Origin of the sequence: Cryobacterium sp. TMB3-10 (genome assembly GCF_004402305.1) — a bacterium.
Taxonomy (GTDB): Bacteria; Actinomycetota; Actinomycetes; order Actinomycetales; family Microbacteriaceae; genus Cryobacterium; species Cryobacterium zongtaii.
In genome coordinates, this window is record NZ_SOGH01000020.1 from 245928 (window position 1) to 263496 (window position 17569).

General features: G+C 68.7%; 17 protein-coding genes. 15 read left to right on the top strand and 2 right to left on the bottom strand.

Translation table 11 applies throughout. From position 1 onward, the window contains the following. Window position 1: 1 nt before the first annotated feature. Window positions 2-1228: a radical SAM family heme chaperone HemW gene (hemW, locus tag E3T22_RS09250; protein WP_088456101.1), complete on the top strand. Its 1227-nt coding sequence runs from the start codon at window positions 2-4 to the stop codon at window positions 1226-1228. Window positions 1229-1247: 19 nt separating this feature from the next. Here hemW and E3T22_RS09255 read toward each other — a convergent pair whose 3' ends face one another. Beyond that, window positions 1248-1622 carry a DUF4870 domain-containing protein gene (locus E3T22_RS09255; RefSeq protein ID WP_088456102.1) on the bottom strand — a complete coding sequence of 125 codons (375 nt, stop codon included), beginning with the start codon at window positions 1620-1622 and terminating at the stop codon, window positions 1248-1250. A gap of 109 nt (window positions 1623-1731) precedes the next feature. Further along, window positions 1732-2133, bottom strand: coding sequence for a DUF4870 domain-containing protein (locus E3T22_RS09260; RefSeq protein ID WP_088456103.1), 402 nt, complete (start codon window positions 2131-2133; stop codon window positions 1732-1734). Between the two features lie 202 nt (window positions 2134-2335). Between E3T22_RS09260 and hrcA the strand changes: the two genes are divergently transcribed. The 14 genes from hrcA to E3T22_RS09330 all read left to right on the top strand — a co-directional run bounded on the left by hrcA (window position 2336) and on the right by E3T22_RS09330 (window position 17456). Continuing rightward, complete coding sequence (gene hrcA / locus E3T22_RS09265; protein ID WP_088456104.1) at window positions 2336-3355, top strand: heat-inducible transcriptional repressor HrcA; 1020 nt, start codon at window positions 2336-2338, stop codon at window positions 3353-3355. 59 nt (window positions 3356-3414) lie between these two features. Then, window positions 3415-4521, top strand: coding sequence for a molecular chaperone DnaJ (gene dnaJ, locus E3T22_RS09270; RefSeq protein WP_088456105.1), 1107 nt, complete (start codon window positions 3415-3417; stop codon window positions 4519-4521). 11 nt (window positions 4522-4532) lie between these two features. Next, on the top strand, window positions 4533-5294 hold the full coding sequence (locus E3T22_RS09275; protein ID WP_088456106.1) for a 16S rRNA (uracil(1498)-N(3))-methyltransferase: 762 nt from the start codon (window positions 4533-4535) through the stop codon (window positions 5292-5294). Between the two features lie 19 nt (window positions 5295-5313). Next, entirely contained in the window at window positions 5314-5676 is a 363-nt protein-coding gene (locus E3T22_RS09280; RefSeq protein ID WP_088456107.1) for an HIT domain-containing protein, read from the top strand. Between the two features lie 64 nt (window positions 5677-5740). Next, on the top strand, window positions 5741-6754 hold the full coding sequence (locus E3T22_RS09285) for a PhoH family protein (RefSeq protein WP_088457985.1): 1014 nt from the start codon (window positions 5741-5743) through the stop codon (window positions 6752-6754). Beyond that, window positions 6751-7218, top strand: coding sequence for an rRNA maturation RNase YbeY (gene ybeY, locus E3T22_RS09290; protein WP_088456108.1), 468 nt, complete (start codon window positions 6751-6753; stop codon window positions 7216-7218). Before E3T22_RS09285 ends, ybeY begins: the two co-directional genes overlap by 4 nt. Then, window positions 7215-8543, top strand: a complete 1329-nt coding sequence (locus tag E3T22_RS09295) for a hemolysin family protein (RefSeq protein WP_088456109.1) — start codon at window positions 7215-7217, stop codon at window positions 8541-8543. The genes ybeY and E3T22_RS09295 overlap by 4 nt, the downstream gene beginning before the upstream one ends. Beyond that, window positions 8527-9429 (top strand): GTPase Era, encoded by a 903-nt coding sequence (era, locus tag E3T22_RS09300; RefSeq protein WP_088456110.1) that lies wholly within the window; start codon window positions 8527-8529, stop codon window positions 9427-9429. Before E3T22_RS09295 ends, era begins: the two co-directional genes overlap by 17 nt. 193 nt (window positions 9430-9622) lie before the next feature. Beyond that, on the top strand, window positions 9623-11446 hold the full coding sequence (locus E3T22_RS09305) for an HNH endonuclease signature motif containing protein (protein ID WP_134493534.1): 1824 nt from the start codon (window positions 9623-9625) through the stop codon (window positions 11444-11446). A gap of 139 nt (window positions 11447-11585) precedes the next feature. After that, entirely contained in the window at window positions 11586-12470 is an 885-nt protein-coding gene (locus E3T22_RS09310) for a ketopantoate reductase family protein (protein ID WP_134479973.1), read from the top strand. A gap of 102 nt (window positions 12471-12572) precedes the next feature. Continuing rightward, window positions 12573-14516, top strand: coding sequence for a sensor histidine kinase (locus E3T22_RS09315; RefSeq protein WP_240632450.1), 1944 nt, complete (start codon window positions 12573-12575; stop codon window positions 14514-14516). Beyond that, complete coding sequence (locus E3T22_RS09320) at window positions 14509-15198, top strand: response regulator transcription factor (protein WP_134409405.1); 690 nt, start codon at window positions 14509-14511, stop codon at window positions 15196-15198. Before E3T22_RS09315 ends, E3T22_RS09320 begins: the two co-directional genes overlap by 8 nt. Window positions 15199-15321: 123 nt before the next feature. Next, complete coding sequence (locus tag E3T22_RS09325) at window positions 15322-16083, top strand: ABC transporter ATP-binding protein (RefSeq protein ID WP_088456114.1); 762 nt, start codon at window positions 15322-15324, stop codon at window positions 16081-16083. Continuing rightward, window positions 16080-17456: an FtsX-like permease family protein gene (locus tag E3T22_RS09330; RefSeq protein WP_134409404.1), complete on the top strand. Its 1377-nt coding sequence runs from the start codon at window positions 16080-16082 to the stop codon at window positions 17454-17456. Before E3T22_RS09325 ends, E3T22_RS09330 begins: the two co-directional genes overlap by 4 nt. Window positions 17457-17569: the final 113 nt, after the last annotated feature.

The window sequence follows — 17569 nt, forward strand, 5'->3', positions numbered from 1 at the left end:
GATGGCTGGACCGCACCCGGTCGGCGACCCCGCACCACTGGATGGCCTCATCCCGGATTCGGCCGCGCTCGGCGCCTCGACCCGCGACTTCGGGGTCTACCTGCACGTACCGTTCTGCAAGGTGCGCTGTGGCTACTGCGACTTCAACACCTACACCGCCACGGAACTGCGCGGGGTGAAGCAGAGCGACTACGCCAGCCAGGCGGTCCTCGAGGTGGAGTCCGCCGCCCGCATCCTGGCCGAATCCGGTGTGCCGGCCCGGCCCGCCGCGACGGTCTTCTTCGGCGGCGGCACCCCCACGCTGCTGCCCGCAGACCATCTGGTGCGGATGCTGCATGCCGTGCGCGACACCTTCGGCATCGTGCCGGGCGCCGAGATCACCACCGAGGCCAACCCGGACTCCGTCGACCTGGCCTATCTCCGCCAGCTCAAGCAGGCCGGTTTCACCCGGGTGTCCTTCGGCATGCAGTCCGCGGTACCGCGGGTCCTGGCCACCCTCGAGAGAACGCATGATCCCGAACGGGTCCCGCTCGTGGTGGCCTGGGCGCGCGAGGCGGGCCTGGACGTGAGTCTCGACCTGATCTACGGCACACCGGGGGAGACCATCGAGGATTGGCGGGCCAGCCTGGACGCGGCCATCGGCCAGCAGCCCGACCACATCAGCGCCTATTCGCTCATCGTCGAGGACGGTACCAAGCTGGCCAGGCAGATCCGCCGGGGCGAGCTCGTCCAGCCCGACGAAGACCTGCAGGCCGACTTCTACGAACTCGCGGATGCGCGTCTGGCCGAGGCCGGTTACGGCTGGTACGAGGTCAGCAACTGGTCACGGGGAACCGAACACCGGTCCCGGCACAACCTGTCCTACTGGCGCAGCGCCGACTGGTGGGGCATTGGCCCCGGCGCGCACAGCCACGTGGGTGGGGTGCGTTGGTGGAACGTCAAGCATCCGGCGGCGTACGCCGACCGCATTCTGGCCGGCCACTCACCGGCCGCCGGACGGGAAACCCTGGACGAGGCCACCCGCGAAACCGAACGGGTGCTGCTGCTCACGCGCATCCGTGAGGGAATCCCGGTGGCGACGTTGTCGGCGCTCGGCCGCCGAGAGGTCGCCGGTCTGATCGCCGACGAGCTCATCGACGCTCGCGCGGCCATCGGCGGCAACATCGAACTGACCCTCACCGGTCGGCTGCTCGCCGACGCCGTGGTGCGCCGACTGCTTACCGACTAGTGAGGCCCGGTTCTTACGATCAGCTGACGAACTTGATCGTCAGCGGGTAGGTGTACCACTCGCCCTTGTTCGCGGCGATCGCGGCCATGATGCTGAAGACGATGCTGAGGATCCAGGCGGCGGCCAGGATCAGGAAGCCGACGAGGATGACGGTGAGAATCGATCCGACCAGGTAGGCGATGGCCAGGGTGATCTGGAAGTTCAGGGCCGTCGCGGCGTGTGCGCGGATGAACGGACCGCGGTCCTTGAGCACGATGTAACCGATCAGGGCGGGCAGGAAGCCGAAGAGGATTCCGCCGATGTGGATCAGGGTCGCCCACAGCTTCTCGTCGGCCGGGCTCAGCTGGCTGGGTGCCTGGTACGGGTTGGCGGGGGGAGGCGTTGCCTCAGACATTAAATCTCCTTCGTGGGCGCTCGGGGGAGCGAGGATGGTGCTGGTCGAGCTGTCACCAGAATAGCGCCGGTCTCGGGCGCCCGCAGTGAGAAAACTAGCTGATCGGGCGCTAGTTGATCAGGCGCAGAGCGAACGGGTAGCGATACGGGCGGCCGTCTCGGGCGCTGACAAAACCGAGTACCGAGAAGATCGCGCCGATCAGCCAGAGCACCCAGGTGAGCGAGCCGAGCCCGGCCAGCAGGCCGAAGGTGAGAAGTGCCAGGACGGTGCTGAGCACGCTGATGGCGAGATAGCCGATCAACAGCGTGATCTGGAAGTTGAGCGCCTCCTTGGCCTCGCCGGCGGTGAATCGCCCGCGCTCCTTGAAGACCAGCCAGATGATCAGGGCCGGCAGGAACGAGAGGATGCCGCCCAGGTGCGCCAGGGACGCCCACAGCTTGTCCTGCTCCGGAGTCAGCGCAGCAGCGGTGCCCGACCCTGTCGGTTGTCCAGGCCCATTGGGATAGCTCATGACGATGCCCTTCGACGTGCAAGTGGATTCAGCGATGGAGAACAGCGGTGGATACCGCCACGGAGATACGTGTGCCACCACGGTACTGCGCGAATTCGTCCGTGAGCAACGGGTATCCCAGACGCCCGCGTTATGATTGGCAGTCATACGAAGAGAGTGCCAGCCGTCGGCGGCACAAACGGGAGAGGGAGGCGAGCGTCCAGTGGTATCAGACCGCAGCCTCGAAGTCCTTCGGGTCATCGTGCAGGACTACGTGGCCTCCCGCGAACCGGTCGGGTCCAAGTCGATCGTCGACCGGCACGCTTTCGGCGTCTCGGCCGCCACGATCCGCAATGACATGGCCCTGCTCGAAGAGGAAGAACTCATCGTCGCGCCGCACACGTCGTCTGGTCGCATCCCCACCGACAAGGGCTACCGACTGTTCGTGGATCACCTGGCCGACCTGCGTCCACTCACGGGCGTCCAACGGCAGGCCATCGAGGTCTTCCTCGGCCAGTCCGCCGATCTCGACGAAGTCCTCGCCCGCAGTGTCCGCCTGCTCTCCCAGCTCACCCACCAGGTGGCCCTGGTGCAATACCCCTCGTTGTCGCGGGCCACGGTGCGCCACATCGAGCTCGTGCCGCTCAGCGACACCCGGGTGCTCTCGGTGCTGATCACCGACTCCGGCAGGGTGGAGCAACGGGTCGTTGAACTGCCGCGCCCGATCGAGGAAGCCGCCCTGGCTGAGCTGCGCTCCAGGCTGAACGCCGTCGTCGGCGGCCTCGGCATGGCGGCCGCCGCCACGGCCCTGAGCGGCCCGACCGGTCTGGGATCGCCGGAGCAGACCGAGCTCGTCGATCTCATCACCGGCACCCTGCGCGATCAGGTCGGAGCGAACCGGCAGGACCGCCTGGTCATGGCCGGAGCCGCGAACCTCGTGCGCACCGAGGAAGACTTCACCGGGAGCATCTATCCGGTTCTCGAGGCCATCGAGGAGCAGGTGGTGCTGTTGCGCCTGTTCGGCGAAATGGCCACAGACCAGCACGGCGTGTCGGTGAGCATCGGCCGGGAGAACGCACCGTTCGGGCTCGGCGAGACCTCCGTGCTCACCAGCGGCTATACATCCCGCGGCGACGCCGCCCGCCTGGGTGTGCTCGGCCCGACCCGGATGGACTACTCCAACAACATGGCGGCCGTGCGCGCCGTCGCCCGGTACCTCTCCCGACTGCTCGGCGAGAACTAGCCGCCCCACACCTATCTCGACCCGACTTCCCCACCCCAGAACCCCAAGGAGAGCCAGCTTTGGCTGACCACTACGAAGCACTCGGCGTCGCCCGCGACGCCAGCACCGACGAAATCAAGAAGGCGTACCGCAAGCTCGCCCGCCAGCTGCACCCCGACGTGAACCCCGGCGCCGAGGCGTCAGAACGGTTCAAGACCGTCACGCACGCGTACGACGTCCTCAGCGACCCCAAGCAGCGCCAGAACTACGACCGCGGCGGCTCCGGCAACGGCCAGGGCGGCGGCTTCGACGCCGGCAACTTCGGCGACATCTTCGAGACCTTCTTCGGCGGTGGCGGCGGCGGCAGCCGTGGTCCCCGTTCCCGGCGTGAACGCGGCCAGGATGCCCTCATCCGCGTCGAACTCGACCTGGACGAGGTCATCTTCGGCACCCACCGCGACATCGAGGTGGACACGGCGATCGTCTGTGCCACCTGTTCGGGCACCTGCTGCCAGCCGGGTACCTCCCCGGTCACCTGCGACATCTGCCACGGCACCGGCAGCATCCAGCGCGCCGTGCGTTCGCTGCTCGGCAATGTGATGACCTCCAGCCCCTGCGGCTCCTGCCGCGGCTACGGAACCATCATCGCCACCCCGTGCGTCACCTGCCAGGGCCAGGGCCGCGTGCGTGCCCGCCGCACCGTGCCGGTCGACATCCCCGCCGGCGTGGACACGGGCCTGCGCCTGCAGATGCCCGGCAGCGGCGAGGCCGGGCCGGCCGGTGGCCCGAACGGTGACCTGTACCTGGAGATGAAGGTGCGCCACCACGACGTCTTCAGCCGCGACGGTGACGACCTGCTCTGCACCCTCGAGGTGCCGATGACCGACGCGATCCTCGGAGCGACGGCCACGGTGAAGGCCCTCGACGGTGACATCGAAGTGGAACTGCGCCCCGGCGTACAGGCCGGCGAGATCCTCACGGTCAAGGACCGCGGCGTCACGAGGCTCCGCGGCAACGGCCGCGGCGACCTGCGGGTCGGCGTGCAGGTGCTCACCCCCACCAAGCTCGACCACAAGGAGCGGGAACTGATCGAGGCCTTCGCCGCCAGGCACAAGGTTCCGGCGCCCGCCCTCAGCCAGTTCCAGCAGGGCCTGTTCGCGAAGCTCCGCGACAGGTTCCTCGGCTAGGACCACGTTCGATGGCGCACTTCTTCCTGTCAGAGACCCTCGGCGCCTCCGCCGACGGCTCGCCAACCGCGGACCCCGCGGTCGGGGCCACGGTGAGCATTACCGGGGCCGAGGCCAAGCACGCCGTCACCGTCAGCCGGGTGCGCCCCGGCGAGACCCTGCTGCTCGGTAACGGCGCCGGCCTGGTGCTCGGCGTCACGGTCCTGTCGGCCGCGCCGGCCGAGCTCACGGCGAGGGTGGACACCGTGACTCGGACGCCGCCGGCCGTGCCGCGCATCCTGCTCGTACAGGCCCTGGCCAAGGGTGACCGCGACGAACTCGCCGTGCAGGCCGCCACCGAACTCGGCGTCGACGGGGTCATCCCGTGGGCCGCCGCCCGGTCGGTGGCCCGCTGGGAGGGCGTCAAGATCGCCAAGGGGCAGGCGCGCTGGTCCGCCATCGTGCGGGAGGCCAGCAAGCAGTCCATCCGGCCGTGGCTGCCCGACGTGCTGCCGCTGACCAGTACCAAGCAGCTGGCCCAGCTCGCTGGGACCAGCCGGATGCTGTTGCTCGAGCCGACCGCCGAGCTCAGATTGACCGCGATCGCCGTGCCCACCGACGACCGGGATATCGTGCTCGTCGTCGGGCCGGAGGGCGGCATCGCCCCGAGTGAACTGGACATCCTCGAGCAGGCCGGCGCCAGCCGGGTGCGCCTGGGCGATACCGTGCTGCGCACCTCGACGGCCGGCCCCGCCGCGGTCGCCATCCTGAACGCAACCCTCGGGCGCTGGTAGGAGCGCTTAAGATAGAACCATGGCTTCCTCCGGTGCAGAACCCACGATCTTCAGCCGCATTACCGCGCGCGAAATTCCCGCGACCATCGTCGCGGAAACCGATGACATCATCGCGTTCAACGACATCGCCCCGCAGGCGCCCGTGCACGTCGTGGTGACCACGAAGTCGCAGCAGTACCGCAACGTCGGTGAACTCGCCGCGGGGGACCCGGCGCTGTTGGCCGAGCTGATCGCCGTGGCCGGCAGGGTGGCCGACGAACACTGCGCCGGCGAGTACCGCCTGGTCTTCAACACCGGAGCCTCGGCCGGTCAAACCGTCTTCCACGTGCACGCGCACGTCCTCGGTGGCGCTCTTGAGGAGGGCACGCTTGCTGCCCTCTGACGCCGAAACTCCCGACGGCGGTGCGCTCGACGTGGTGCGCAAGCTCCTGGTGGACGGCGTCGCCATGGTGCGCCTGCTCGGCCCGCAGGACCGGTTCCTCAGCACCATCGAGAAGGAATACCCCGACGTCGTCGTGCACGTGCGCGGCAACGAGGTCACCCTCACCGGCGCGGCGGTCTCCGTCGAGGCCGTGGTGCGGTTGATCGAGGAGCTCCAGCTGCTGCTCCGCACCGGCGCCGACCTCGGCGAGGCCGAGGTGAGCACCTCCGCCAGGATGCTCGGGGCCGACGCGACCTCTAGCCCCTCCACGGTGCTCGGGCAGGCCATCCTCACCTCGCGTGGCCTCACCGTGCGGCCCAAGACCCTCGGGCAGAGCGACTACGTCAACGCGATCGACGAGAACGCCATCGTCTTCGGCATCGGCCCGGCCGGCACCGGCAAGACCTACCTCGCCATGGCCAAGGCCGTGCAGGCCCTGCAGCGCAAGGAGGTCGACCGGATCATCCTCACCCGGCCGGCCGTCGAAGCCGGCGAACGGCTCGGCTTCCTTCCCGGCACCTTGACCGACAAGATCGACCCGTACCTGCGACCGCTCTACGACGCCCTGTTCGAGATGATGGACCCCGAGCTGGTGCCCAAGCTCCTCGCGGCCGGCACCATCGAGGTGGCCCCACTGGCCTACATGCGCGGCCGCACCCTCAACTCGGCGTTCATCGTGCTCGACGAAGCGCAGAACACCACCCCGGAGCAGATGAAGATGTTCCTCACCCGCCTCGGCTTCGGCTCCCAGATGGTGGTCACCGGCGACATCACCCAGGTAGACCTGCCCGCCGGCGCCAGCGGCCTCCGCCTGGTCACCAAGGTCCTCGACGGCATCGACGACATCGCCTTCGTGCGCCTGACCAGCGCCGACGTCGTGCGCCACAGCCTCGTCGGCCGCATCGTCGACGCCTACACCGAATACGACGCGCAGAAGCAGGCCCAACGCTACGAAAGCGAACAGGCCCGCGACTTCGCCTCCCGCGCTCCGCACCAGGGGAACCCGCGCGATCGCACCCCGAAACGGAGATCCAGTTGAGCATCGAAATCAACAACGAGTCGGCCATCCCGGTCGACGAAGCCACCATCCAGCGCCTCGCCGCCTTCGCGCTGGACACCATGCATGTGCATGCCGACGCCGAACTGGCCATCGTCCTCGTGGACGAGGGCGCCATGGAAGCGCTGCACGTGCAGTGGATGGACGAGCCGGGTCCCACCGACGTCCTGAGTTTCCCGATGGACGAGCTGCGCCCGGGCACCGAAGACGCCCAGACCCCGCCGGGTCTGCTCGGCGACATCGTGCTGTGCCCGCAGGTGGCCCAGGGCCAGGCCGAAACCGCCGGCCACAGCACCCTCGACGAACTGCTGCTGCTCACCGCGCACGGCGTGCTGCACCTGCTCGGTTTCGACCACGCCGAGCCCGACGAAGAGAAGGAAATGTTCGGCATCCAGCGCGACATCCTGATCGGCTTCGCCATGCAGGAACGACGCCGGCCCCGATGATCGTCGGGTGGTTCCTGGCCGCCGCCATCCTGCTCGTCGCCTTCGGCGGGCTGATGGCCGCCGTCGATGCGGCGATCATGTCCCAGTCCAGGGCCGATATCGCCGAGCTCGCCGTGACGGCGCGATCCAAGCGGTCCCTGAGCGCGATCGCCGCCGACACCGGCGCGCACCTGAACGCCATCAACTTCGTGCGCATCATCGCGGAGACGACCGCAGCAGTACTGGTGACCCTGGTCTTCGCCACGACCATCGACGCGATCTGGCTTGCCCTGCTGTTGTCGGCCCTGCTGATGACGGCGGTGTCCTTCGTCCTCGTCGGGGCGAGCCCCCGCAGCGTCGGCCGGGCTCATCCGCAGACTCTGCTCATGCTCACAGCCGTCCTCGTGCACTTCCTCAGGGTGCTTCTCGGCCCGGTCGCCAACGCCCTCGTCGCCCTCGGCAACCGGGTCACCCCCGGCCGAAGCCGGCTTGCCACGTTCACCTCAGAGGACCAGCTGCTGAGCATGGTCGACGAGGCCACCGAACTCGACGTGATCGAGGAAGACGACCGCGAGCTGATCCACTCGATCTTCGAGTTCAGTGAGACCGTCGTGCGCGAGCTCATGATCCCGCGCACCGACATGGTCACCATCGACGCCGACTCCAGCGTCGGTGCGGCGATGGGTCTGTTCCTCAGCAAGGGCTTTTCCCGGGTCCCCGTGGTCGACGGCGAAGTCGACGACGTGACAGGCATCCTGTATCTGCGGGACGTGTCCAGGCTGGTCTACGAACGGCCCCGCAACCTCGAGACGTTGCGGGTGGGCGAACTCGCCAAACCCGCCCAGTTCGTGCCGGAGTCCAAGAAGGCCGACGCGCTACTGCGCCAAATGCAACTGGAGTCGAACCACCTGGCCATGGTCGTCGACGAGTACGGCGGCATCGCCGGCCTGGTCACCCTCGAGGACCTGATCGAGGAACTCGTCGGGGACATCTCTGACGAGTACGACCGGGACGTCGTCGAGATCGAGGATCTCGGCCACGGCCGTTTCCGGGTCAGCGCCCGCCTGCCCGTCGATGAACTCGGAGAACTCTTCGACCTCGACCTCGACGACGACGAGGTCGACTCCGTCGGCGGACTGTTGGCCAAGGCGCTCGGCAGGTTGCCGGTCGCCGGCTCCGAAGCCAGAACCAGCGGATTGATCCTCACCGCGGAGCGAACCGAGGGTCGACGCAAACGAATCAGCACAGTGCTGGTTGAACCAGACAAGGCGTTGAGAAACGCACAGTCCGCATTCCTGGGAATGCCGGACACCGAAGGAGCACACGGCAATGACACAAGAACCTGATTTCCGGGCGGGATTTGTATCCTTCGTCGGGCGCCCCAACGTGGGCAAGTCCACCCTGACGAACGCCCTGGTGGGAGAGAAGGTGGCGATCACCTCGTCGAAGCCGCAGACCACCCGCCGCGCCATCCGGGGCATCGTGCATCAGAAGAACGGCCAGCTGATCCTGGTCGATACCCCCGGCATCCACCGGCCCCGCACGCTTCTCGGTGAGCGGTTGAACAGTCTCGTGCAGTCGACGCTCAGCGGCGTCGACGTCGTCGGCCTGTGCATTCCGGCCAACGAGCCGATCGGCCCCGGCGACAAGTTCATCAACGAACAGCTGGACAACTTCCCGCGCGCCAAGAAGGTGGCCATCGTCACCAAGATCGACATGTCCTCCAAGACCAGCGTCGCCAACCAGCTTCTCGCGGTCTCGCAGCTGCGCGATTGGGAGGCGATCGTGCCGATCTCGGCGACCAGCCGCATCCAGCTCGATGTGCTCAGCAGCGAGCTGCTGCGCCTGCTGCCGCTCAGCGACGCGCCGCTGTACCCGGCGGATGCCGTGACCGACGAAAGCCTGGAATCGCGCATCTCCGAGTACATCCGCGAGGCGGCGCTCGAGGGCGTCACCGACGAACTGCCGCACTCGATCGCCGTGACGATCGACGACATCATCGAACGTGACGACCAGGAACTCGTCGAAATCTACGCCAACCTTTTCGTGGAGCGGGACAGCCAGAAGGGCATCATCATCGGCAAGTCGGGCAGCCGGCTCAAGGACGTCGGCATGCGCGCCCGCAAGCAGATCGAACCTCTCGTCGGCAAGCGGGTATTCCTCTCGTTGCGGGTCAAGGTCGCCAAGGAATGGCAGCGCGACCCGAAGCAGCTCGGTCGGCTGGGCTTCTAACCGAGCGCCCGGTCGGGTCCGGTCGCACCAGACCCTGGAACCTGTCCTCGCGGGCGACCGACCTCACCCATCGGTCGACCCTGTCGAGACCCTCGCTGCCCGTCCCCTTTGGCTCAGAACTGCGTTCGATATGTGCTCGAGAACTTCCTGACATTTCCTCGCATATAGGTGCGATTCGTGAGAGAATGGGGGTATGGACGACGAGCTGGATAGTGGCTCCACCGCACCGACGGGAATGACTCCCACCGGTCCGAACCTGCACGACTGGAACACGGGCCTGGCCGGTCCGGATCCCCTCCCGGCACTGGATGCCGCCAGTCTGAGCGGCATCTCCGACATGAAGGCCGCCGCTGCCGCCGGCCCTGCGGCCGGCCCCGCGACGGGCTCGAGCCGGGCCGGTCGGGGTCCGTCTAAGCCGCGGCCTGAGTGGCGGGATCCGGCCGAGCTGCCAGGGGTGCAGCGCGCGCATACCGGTGCGTTCGGTCAGAAGCTCCAGGCCCTGGATGATGCGGCGCGGATGGTGATGGCGGTGATGGATTCCATTGACGTGAACGCGTTGAGTGACCCGGAGGTGGTCGCGTTGACGCAGATGGTCGAGCGCACCGGTCGGCCGGTGGATGCCGCCCGGGTGGCCACGGCGACCGTGGTGGGTTACCGGTCCCGCAGCGGGCTGGGCACGGAGTCGTTGGCCTGGCGGTTGGGGGCGTCGCACCAGAATGATCTGCTGATCGGGCTGACCGGCACGTCGGTGCCGGAGGTGAAACGACGCGTGGCCCTGGGTGAGAAGGTCGCCCCGCGGATGTTGGGCGGCACGGTCCTCGAGCCCGAGTTCCCGTTCGTGGCCGCAGCCTTGGCGGCCGGGGAGATCGGTCTTGATGCGGCCGAGAACATTGTGAAGGGCCTGGCCGACTACAAGGTGCACGGCCGGTTCGACGCGGACCAGTCGATGGTGGACGGCGGTGAGGCCGAGCTGGTGGAGTCCGCGACCGGGTCCGTGTTCGGCCGCACCCCCGGACCCGGCGACAGCGCCACCGCCACCGATGCCGATGACGCCGACACCGGTGCTGGCGCCGGGCGAGTCTGCACGGGACCGGTCCGGCGTTTGGGTGCGTCGGCGGGGTTCACCTTCCCGGCGGACCGGATCCGGGAGATGGCGGCGACGTGGCAGGCGGTGTTGAACCCCGACGGCGCCGCGCCGAGCGATGCGGTTTTCGAGGCCAAATCCACGTTCTCGTTCGGCAAGCTCAGCCAAGGCCTGCACCCGCTGCGCGGCGGGGTGACCCCGGAGCTCAAGGGCATCATTCAGAACCTGTTCAACACCTTCCAGTCCGCGCGCAGCGCTCCCGCGTTCCCGTCCGCGGAGGAGCAGCAGCGCATCGAGGCCGGCGAACTCGTGCCCGGCGAGATCCTCGACGAACGCGACGGCGGTCAGAAACGCGCCGATATTCTCCGCGGCATCCTGGTCCAGGTCGCCCAAGACCCCCGCACCCCGACCATGGGCGGAATGCCGCCGACGGTGATGGTGCACGTGAACGCAACCGACCTGATCAACGGGGTCGGGGTCGGTTGGATCGACGGCGTCGAGGGCCCCGTCTCGATGAAAACGATCAACCAGATGGTCGACAACGGCGGCTTCCGGCCGATCCTCTTCGGCGGCACCGGCGCCGTCCTCGCCCTCGGCGACACAGTCCGCTGCTTCACGCCGCTGCAACGCAGGGCGATCACCGCCCGAGACGGCGGCTGCATCATCCCCGGCTGCACCTGCCCACCGCAATGGACCGAAGTCCACCACGTGACACCGTGGCAGCACGGCGGCCCCACCAACGTCTCGAACGGGGTACTGCTGTGCTGGCGCCACCACCACAACATCGACACCTCCGGGTGGCACATCCGCATGGTCCTGGGCATGCCCGAAGTCAAAGCCCCACACTGGATCGACCCCACCGACACCTGGCGAAAACCACCCCAACACCGAGCCCACGACCCCAAAACCCGACGGCCACCCCACAGTGAATGACTGGGGGCACCCGGGCGGTGAGGACTGACTCTGCAGCCGACCCTGCCGCCGACCCTGCCGCTGACGCTGCCGCGACTTTGCCAGAATGGTGTCGGGCACGGTCCATCTGGGCGCCGGAGCCTGGATCGAAGGAGTCAACATGTCGCAGGTAACAATGTCTGAGCCGGTCATTGCCGTTGTCGGCGCCGGGGCCGTGGGCGGCCTGCTCGCTGCGCTGCTGGACCGCGCCGGCGTCGAGGTCGTTGCCGTCGCCAGACCGCAGACCGCTCGAGCGATCGCGGCGGAGGGACTCACCATCCACAGCCCGCACTTCGGCGACGGTGTCTCGAGGATCACCGCGGTCACCGAGATACCCGACGGTGCCAACGTCATCCTCGCCACCAAGGCTTTCGCACTCCCCGCCGTGACCGACTCGCTCGCTCAGGCGCGGCCCACTGAGGTGGTATCCCTGCTCAACGGCATCGAACACCTGGCGATCCTCCGCGACCACGCACCGGGAGCCCTCGTCGCCGGAGCCTCGGTGGCGGTCGAATCGACGAGGCTCAGCCCCACCGTGATCGAGCATCGCAGCCCGTTCCTTCGGCTCACCGTTCCGGCCACTGCCGCCGACTCCGGCATCACCGCGGCGTGGCGGAAGGCCGGACTCGACGTCACGGTGGCCGGCACCGACCAAGAGGTGCTCTGGGCCAAATTTCGCTTTCTGGCCCCGATGGCCTTGCTCACCTCGTACTGGCGGTTGCCCATCGGCGCCGCCCTCGAACGCGACGCCGCACTGACGACCGCGGTGCTGACCGACGTGGCTCGGGTCGCCAGCCTGGACGGCGTGCCCACGGACGCCGGGCAGCTGGCCACGGCCCTCGCCGCGTTGCCGGCATCTATGCGCTCGTCGCTGCAGAACGACCTGGAGGCGGGTCAGCGAAGCGAGCTGGATGCCATCGGGGGAGCCCTCGCCCGCCGCGGTCGCAGTCTCGGTGCGGACACCGCCGCCGTGGATGGGCTGTTGGCGGACCTCACTGCGAGATGACTTTCGGAACGGCTACATCGCTGGGATGACTTCCCGGGGACGCCGGGATGATCTGGTGGCCGGAACCCGGACGCGGCGCTGGGGGAGCCCTACGCTGTAACCATGCCGGTCCCAGGGTTTCTCACGCGTGCCGCCCCGCACCGCTGGGCACTTGAACCCGCGCTCGGTCTGGCTGTGGCCCTGGTGTGGGGGATCCCGGCCCTCTGGGCGGGCCAATCGGCGGCACTGCTGGCGGTCTGGATGTTCGCGATCGCGGTGGGACTGTCCCGCTTCGCCCCTCTGCTGGGGCTGACCATCGGCGCTGTCGCGACACTGGCCGTGGTCACCGCCGGAACCGGCCACTTGACCGGGCCGGGCGCCGTACCGCTGCTGCTCACCTCCGGCTGCCTGGCGGTCTGGGGCGCCGGACTCCACGGGCGGCGCTGGGTCAGGTTCGTCGGCCTGGCCGCGGGGCTCCTCCTCGGCATGCTTGTCACAGTCTTCCTCTTACTGCCTCTGTCGATGCAGGGGGCGCAGGACCTGGACGGGACGCTCCGGTTCTTCGGCGACCTCGGATTTCGGCTCACCGGCGGCTTCCTGGCCGCCCTCGCTCTCGTAGGCGGCTGGGCGCTGGCGCTGGTCGTTCGGGGCCGGGCCGATCGCCGTGGCGCCGCAGGGCCGGTCGAGGCAGATGCCCTCACCCTGGAGACCTGGCTGATGCTGCCGCAGGGCGCACCGACGGGCACGGTGACGATGGGCGTTCCGATCCGAGGCCCCCTCAGCGCCCTGCTCGGTGACCGCACCGGCGGCCGGCTCGTCTTCCGCCCGGTCTCACGGCGCACCGTCACCGTCGACGTCGGAATCGCGGTCACCTTCTCCCTCTTCTGCCTCATCATCGATGCCGGCAATGGCATCGTGTCGTTCCTCGTATTGGTCGGCTTCACGGCCGCCCTGGCCGTGCGCCGGCTGTCACCGGGCCTGGCCCTGACGATCGCCTGGGTCAGCGCCCTCGCCCAGATGCTGGCCGGGCTGCCGGTGCTGACCGGCAACTTCGCGGTGTTGGCCGTTCTGTACGCCACGGCGGCCTACGGCGACAGGATGCTGCGCTGGGTCGGCCTGGTTTCCGTGGGGATCGGCGCCGTACTCGCCGCCGGCTACATCGCGGTTATCCAACAGGGCGCGCTCTCCATCGGCGAGGCACTCGCGCAAGGCAACGCGGCCGGCCTGGTCTGGTCCTTCGTGGCCACCCTGATCGCGAGCGTCGCGGTGCTCGGTCTCTCCTGGACCCTCGGACTACTCATGCGAACCTGGCAGACCGCCAGGGCGGGCCGGCTCAGCCAGCATCGAGCGGTGGAGGAACAGCGCGTCGCGCAGCGCAGCGTGGTCGTCGAGCAGGAACGCAACCGCATCGCCCGCGACATGCACGACGTTGTCGCCCACTCCCTGGCCGTGGTCATCGCCCAGGCCGACGGGGCCCGGTACGCGCGTGCCGCGAACCCCGAGGCCGTCGACGAGGCGTTAACTACCATCTCGACCACGGCCAGGGACGCCCTGGGCGACGTGCGCATCCTGCTCACCCGTCTGCGCCAGGACGCGGCCGACGGACCGCAACCCGTGCTCGCCGACCTCGACCGCCTGGTGGCGCAGATGCAGAGCACCGGGCTCGACATCGAGTGGACCACCACGGGCACACCCACCACCCTGGGCTCCGGCGCCCAGCTGGCCGTCTACCGCATCGTGCAGGAGGCCCTCACCAACGCCCTCCGGCACGGTGACGCTGGTCGGGCGGTATATTTGAGCCTCGCCTGGACGGACGGATGGGTTGCGGTGACGATAGACAACGCGGTGCGACCGAGCCCGGCCGCCGACGCATCCGGTGTACTCGGCCACGGACTACCCGGCATGCGCGAACGGGCGCTCCTCGCCGGCGGCTCGTTGACCGCGGAGCCCATCGGCGGCCGGTTCATCGTGGCCGCGCGCCTGCCGGCCATCACCACCAGTGCCCTGGTACGGCCCACCGTGCTGACCCCGGCCCCGCCCCGACCAACGGAGAACGCCCATGAGTGACGTCCACCCGGAGGATGCTCCGCGCATCCGGGTCGCCCTCGTCGACGACCAGGCCCTCTTCAGGGCCGGGATCCGCATGCTGGTCTCCTCCCAGGACGATCTGGAGTTCGTCGGAGAGGCCGGCAACGGCGCCGCCGGCGTCACCATGGCCGCCGCTGTCTTCCCCGACGTGATCCTGATGGACATCCGCATGCCCGTGATGGACGGCATCGACGCCACTGCGGCCATCATCGCCGCCGCCACCCTGGCCGGAACGACCCCGCCGCGGATCATTGTGCTCACCACCTTCGAACTCGACGAGAGCGCCAGCCGGGCCATCCGCGGCGGGGCGAGCGGCTTCCTGCTCAAGGACGCCGATCCGGAGTTCCTGCTCGCCGCCATCCGCACCGTGCACGCCGGCAGCGCCGTCATCGCCGCCTCCGCCACCCGCGAGCTCTTTGCCCACTTCGACGCTCCGGCCCCGGAGCAGGAGGTGCCGGTGGCGTACACCACCCTGACCAGCCGGGAACGGGACATCTTCGCCCTCGCCGCCCTCGGCCTGAGCAACGCCGAGATCGCCGCAGGTGAGTTCCTGAGCGAGGCCACCGTCAAGACTCACATCAGCCGCATCCTGGCCAAGCTCTCGCTGCGCGACAGGGTGCAGCTCGTGGTCTTCGCCTTTCAGCACCGCCTCACCCAGTAGCTCTGCTCCACCCGGTAACCGCCCAGCGGATGACCCGGCACCGCCGGCACTCATCCGTCCGGCCCCGCTGATTACACCCGGGGCCCGATGCGGCCGCTGGCACCGGATTCGTACCGTGGAAACATGGAAAATTCACCGTCAGAACTCGGCCTCGCGGCCAGAGTCACCTCCCTGCGCAAGACCTACGGCTCCGCCACCACGTCGGTGACGGCCCTCGACGACGTGTCCATCGGCATCCGTCGGGGCCAGTTCACCGCCATCATGGGCCCGAGCGGCTCGGGCAAGTCCACCCTGATGCACATCATGGCGGGGTTGGACACGGCGAGCGCGGGCCAGGCCTGGCTCGGTGACACCGAGATCAGCGCCCTGGATGACGCCGCACTGACGGTCCTCCGCCGGCGGCGGATCGGCTTCATCTTCCAGGCCTTCAACCTCGTACCCACGCTGGACGTGCGCGGCAACATCCTGCTGCCCTTCGCCCTGGACGGCCGGAAGCCGAGCACCACCGAGAACAACTGGATCGAGCAGCTCATCGACTCGCTCGGCCTGGCCGACAGGCTCACGCACCGGCCGCACGAGCTCTCCGGCGGACAGCAGCAGCGCGTCGCCATCGCCAGGGCCCTGGCCACCCGGCCTGAACTGGTGTTCGCCGACGAACCCACCGGCAACCTCGACTCACGGAGCGGTCGGGAGGTGCTGGCCCTGCTCAAGGCGGCGAGCACCGGCTACGGCCAGAGCATCGCCATGGTCACCCATGACCCCATTGCGGCCAGCTTCGCCGACCGGATCCTCTTCCTCGCCGACGGCCGCCTGGTCGAAGACCGGGAACGGTCCTCGGCCGAAGACATCTCCCGCATCATGCTCGGCATGGAGCAGCGCGCATGAGCGGCCGCGGTGCAAGCCTGCTCGTAGCCGGCCTCGCCTCGGCCTTCGGCGTGGTGCTGCTGCAGGTCACCAGCGTGCTCGCCACGGTGATCAGTGGTGACGGCGTTTCCGACATCGGGGCGGTGCGCTCGGCACTGTCAATCGTGGCGGTCCTGTTCATCACCATCGCCGTGTACGTCAGTTCGATCGTCACCACGAACACCGTCGCGACGATCATCGCCGGCCGCACCCGCACCATCGCCCTGATGCGCCTGATCGGCTCCAGCGCACGTGATCAGCGCCGCGCGGTGGCCAAGGAAGGCCTTCTCGTCGGTGCCGTCGGCGCCGTCCTCGGCGCGGTCGTGGGATCGGTGCTTCTCAGCATCGGACTGTGGATAGCCGTGGCCGCCGGCACGCTCCCTGACCTGCGGTACAGCCTGATCGAACCGCTCCTGGCGCTTCCCGTCCTCGTTGTGGTGCTCTCCACCTGGTGCGCGGCCTGGGTGGGCTCGCGCCGGGTGCTCTCGGTCAGTCCGATGCAGGCCGTCGGCGCCGCCCAGGAACGCTCGCTCGAGGAAACGGTCCGACGTCCGGCCCGCAACATCGTCGCCGTGCTGCTGATCGTGGCCGGGGTCCTGTTCCTCGCCGGCGGTGTCGTCGTGGGCCAGATCAGCGAGTACGGAGTCCTGCTGGGCCTGGTAGGCGGGCTGCTGTCCTTCAGCGGGCTCGTGCTGGGCTCGCACCTGATCATGCCGCCCGTCCTTGGCCTCGTGGGTCGTCTGCTGGGTTCGAACGCTCCGTCCAGGCTCGCGGCCGCCAACGCGCAGCAGCATCCGGAGCGGAGCTCCAGGGCCACCATCGGCCTGGTCATCGGCGTGACGCTGATCACTATGTTCGCCGTCGCCGGGGCCACCTTCGAGAAGATGATGGCGCTGGCCATGGAGGACCCGTCGGTGCGCGCAGCGATCAGTGAGATGGTCGGCATCAGCCTGGCGGTGATCTCGGTGCTGGTGGGCTTCAGTGCCCTCATCGCGGCGGTGGGCATGGTGAACAACCTGGCCCTGAGCGTGCTCCAGCGGTCCAGGGAGATCGGGTTGCTGCGGGCGCTCGGCTTCACCGGCGGACAGGTGCGCAGGATGATCCTGGCCGAGAGCCTGCAGATGACCGTGGCCGCGGTCGCCCTCGGGCTGGCCCTCGGCGTCGTCTACGGCTGGGCTGCCGCGCAGTCGCTGTTCGGCACGGTGGCCAACATCGGTTTCGTCACACCGGCGGTGCCCTGGTTGCTCGTGGTGCTCAGCGTGACCGGGACCGCCGTCCTGGCAGTCGCTGCGACCATCGTGCCCGCCCGGCGCGCGGTGTCCGTCGCCCCGGTGACCGCCCTGGCCGCCGGCTGAGCGGATGCTGAGGAACTCTTCGGCAATCGGTGTTACCCTCTTTGTGTGCTGTTCGGTCTGCTCCTCCTTAGCTGCCGCGACGAGTCCTAATCTGAGGCCTCACTCGTCGCGGA

Bases quoted from the DNA above. Each gene is read 5' to 3' on its own strand.
- E3T22_RS09255 (WP_088456102.1), bottom strand. From the start codon at position 1,622: ATGTCTGAGGCAACGCCTCCCCCCGCCAACCCGTACCAGGCACCCAGC.
- era (WP_088456110.1), top strand. From the start codon at position 8,527: ATGACACAAGAACCTGATTTCCGGGCGGGATTTGTATCCTTCGTCGGG.
- E3T22_RS09260 (WP_088456103.1), bottom strand. From the start codon at position 2,133: ATGAGCTATCCCAATGGGCCTGGACAACCGACAGGGTCGGGCACCGCT.
- E3T22_RS09280 (WP_088456107.1), top strand. From the start codon at position 5,314: ATGGCTTCCTCCGGTGCAGAACCCACGATCTTCAGCCGCATTACCGCG.
- E3T22_RS09305 (WP_134493534.1), top strand. From the start codon at position 9,623: ATGGACGACGAGCTGGATAGTGGCTCCACCGCACCGACGGGAATGACT.
- E3T22_RS09275 (WP_088456106.1), top strand. From the start codon at position 4,533: ATGGCGCACTTCTTCCTGTCAGAGACCCTCGGCGCCTCCGCCGACGGC.
- E3T22_RS09330 (WP_134409404.1), top strand. From the start codon at position 16,080: ATGAGCGGCCGCGGTGCAAGCCTGCTCGTAGCCGGCCTCGCCTCGGCC.
- E3T22_RS09310 (WP_134479973.1), top strand. From the start codon at position 11,586: ATGTCGCAGGTAACAATGTCTGAGCCGGTCATTGCCGTTGTCGGCGCC.
- hemW (WP_088456101.1), top strand. From the start codon at position 2: ATGGCTGGACCGCACCCGGTCGGCGACCCCGCACCACTGGATGGCCTC.
- E3T22_RS09285 (WP_088457985.1), top strand. From the start codon at position 5,741: ATGGTGCGCCTGCTCGGCCCGCAGGACCGGTTCCTCAGCACCATCGAG.
- E3T22_RS09320 (WP_134409405.1), top strand. From the start codon at position 14,509: ATGAGTGACGTCCACCCGGAGGATGCTCCGCGCATCCGGGTCGCCCTC.
- E3T22_RS09325 (WP_088456114.1), top strand. From the start codon at position 15,322: ATGGAAAATTCACCGTCAGAACTCGGCCTCGCGGCCAGAGTCACCTCC.
- E3T22_RS09315 (WP_240632450.1), top strand. From the start codon at position 12,573: ATGCCGGTCCCAGGGTTTCTCACGCGTGCCGCCCCGCACCGCTGGGCA.
- E3T22_RS09295 (WP_088456109.1), top strand. From the start codon at position 7,215: ATGATCGTCGGGTGGTTCCTGGCCGCCGCCATCCTGCTCGTCGCCTTC.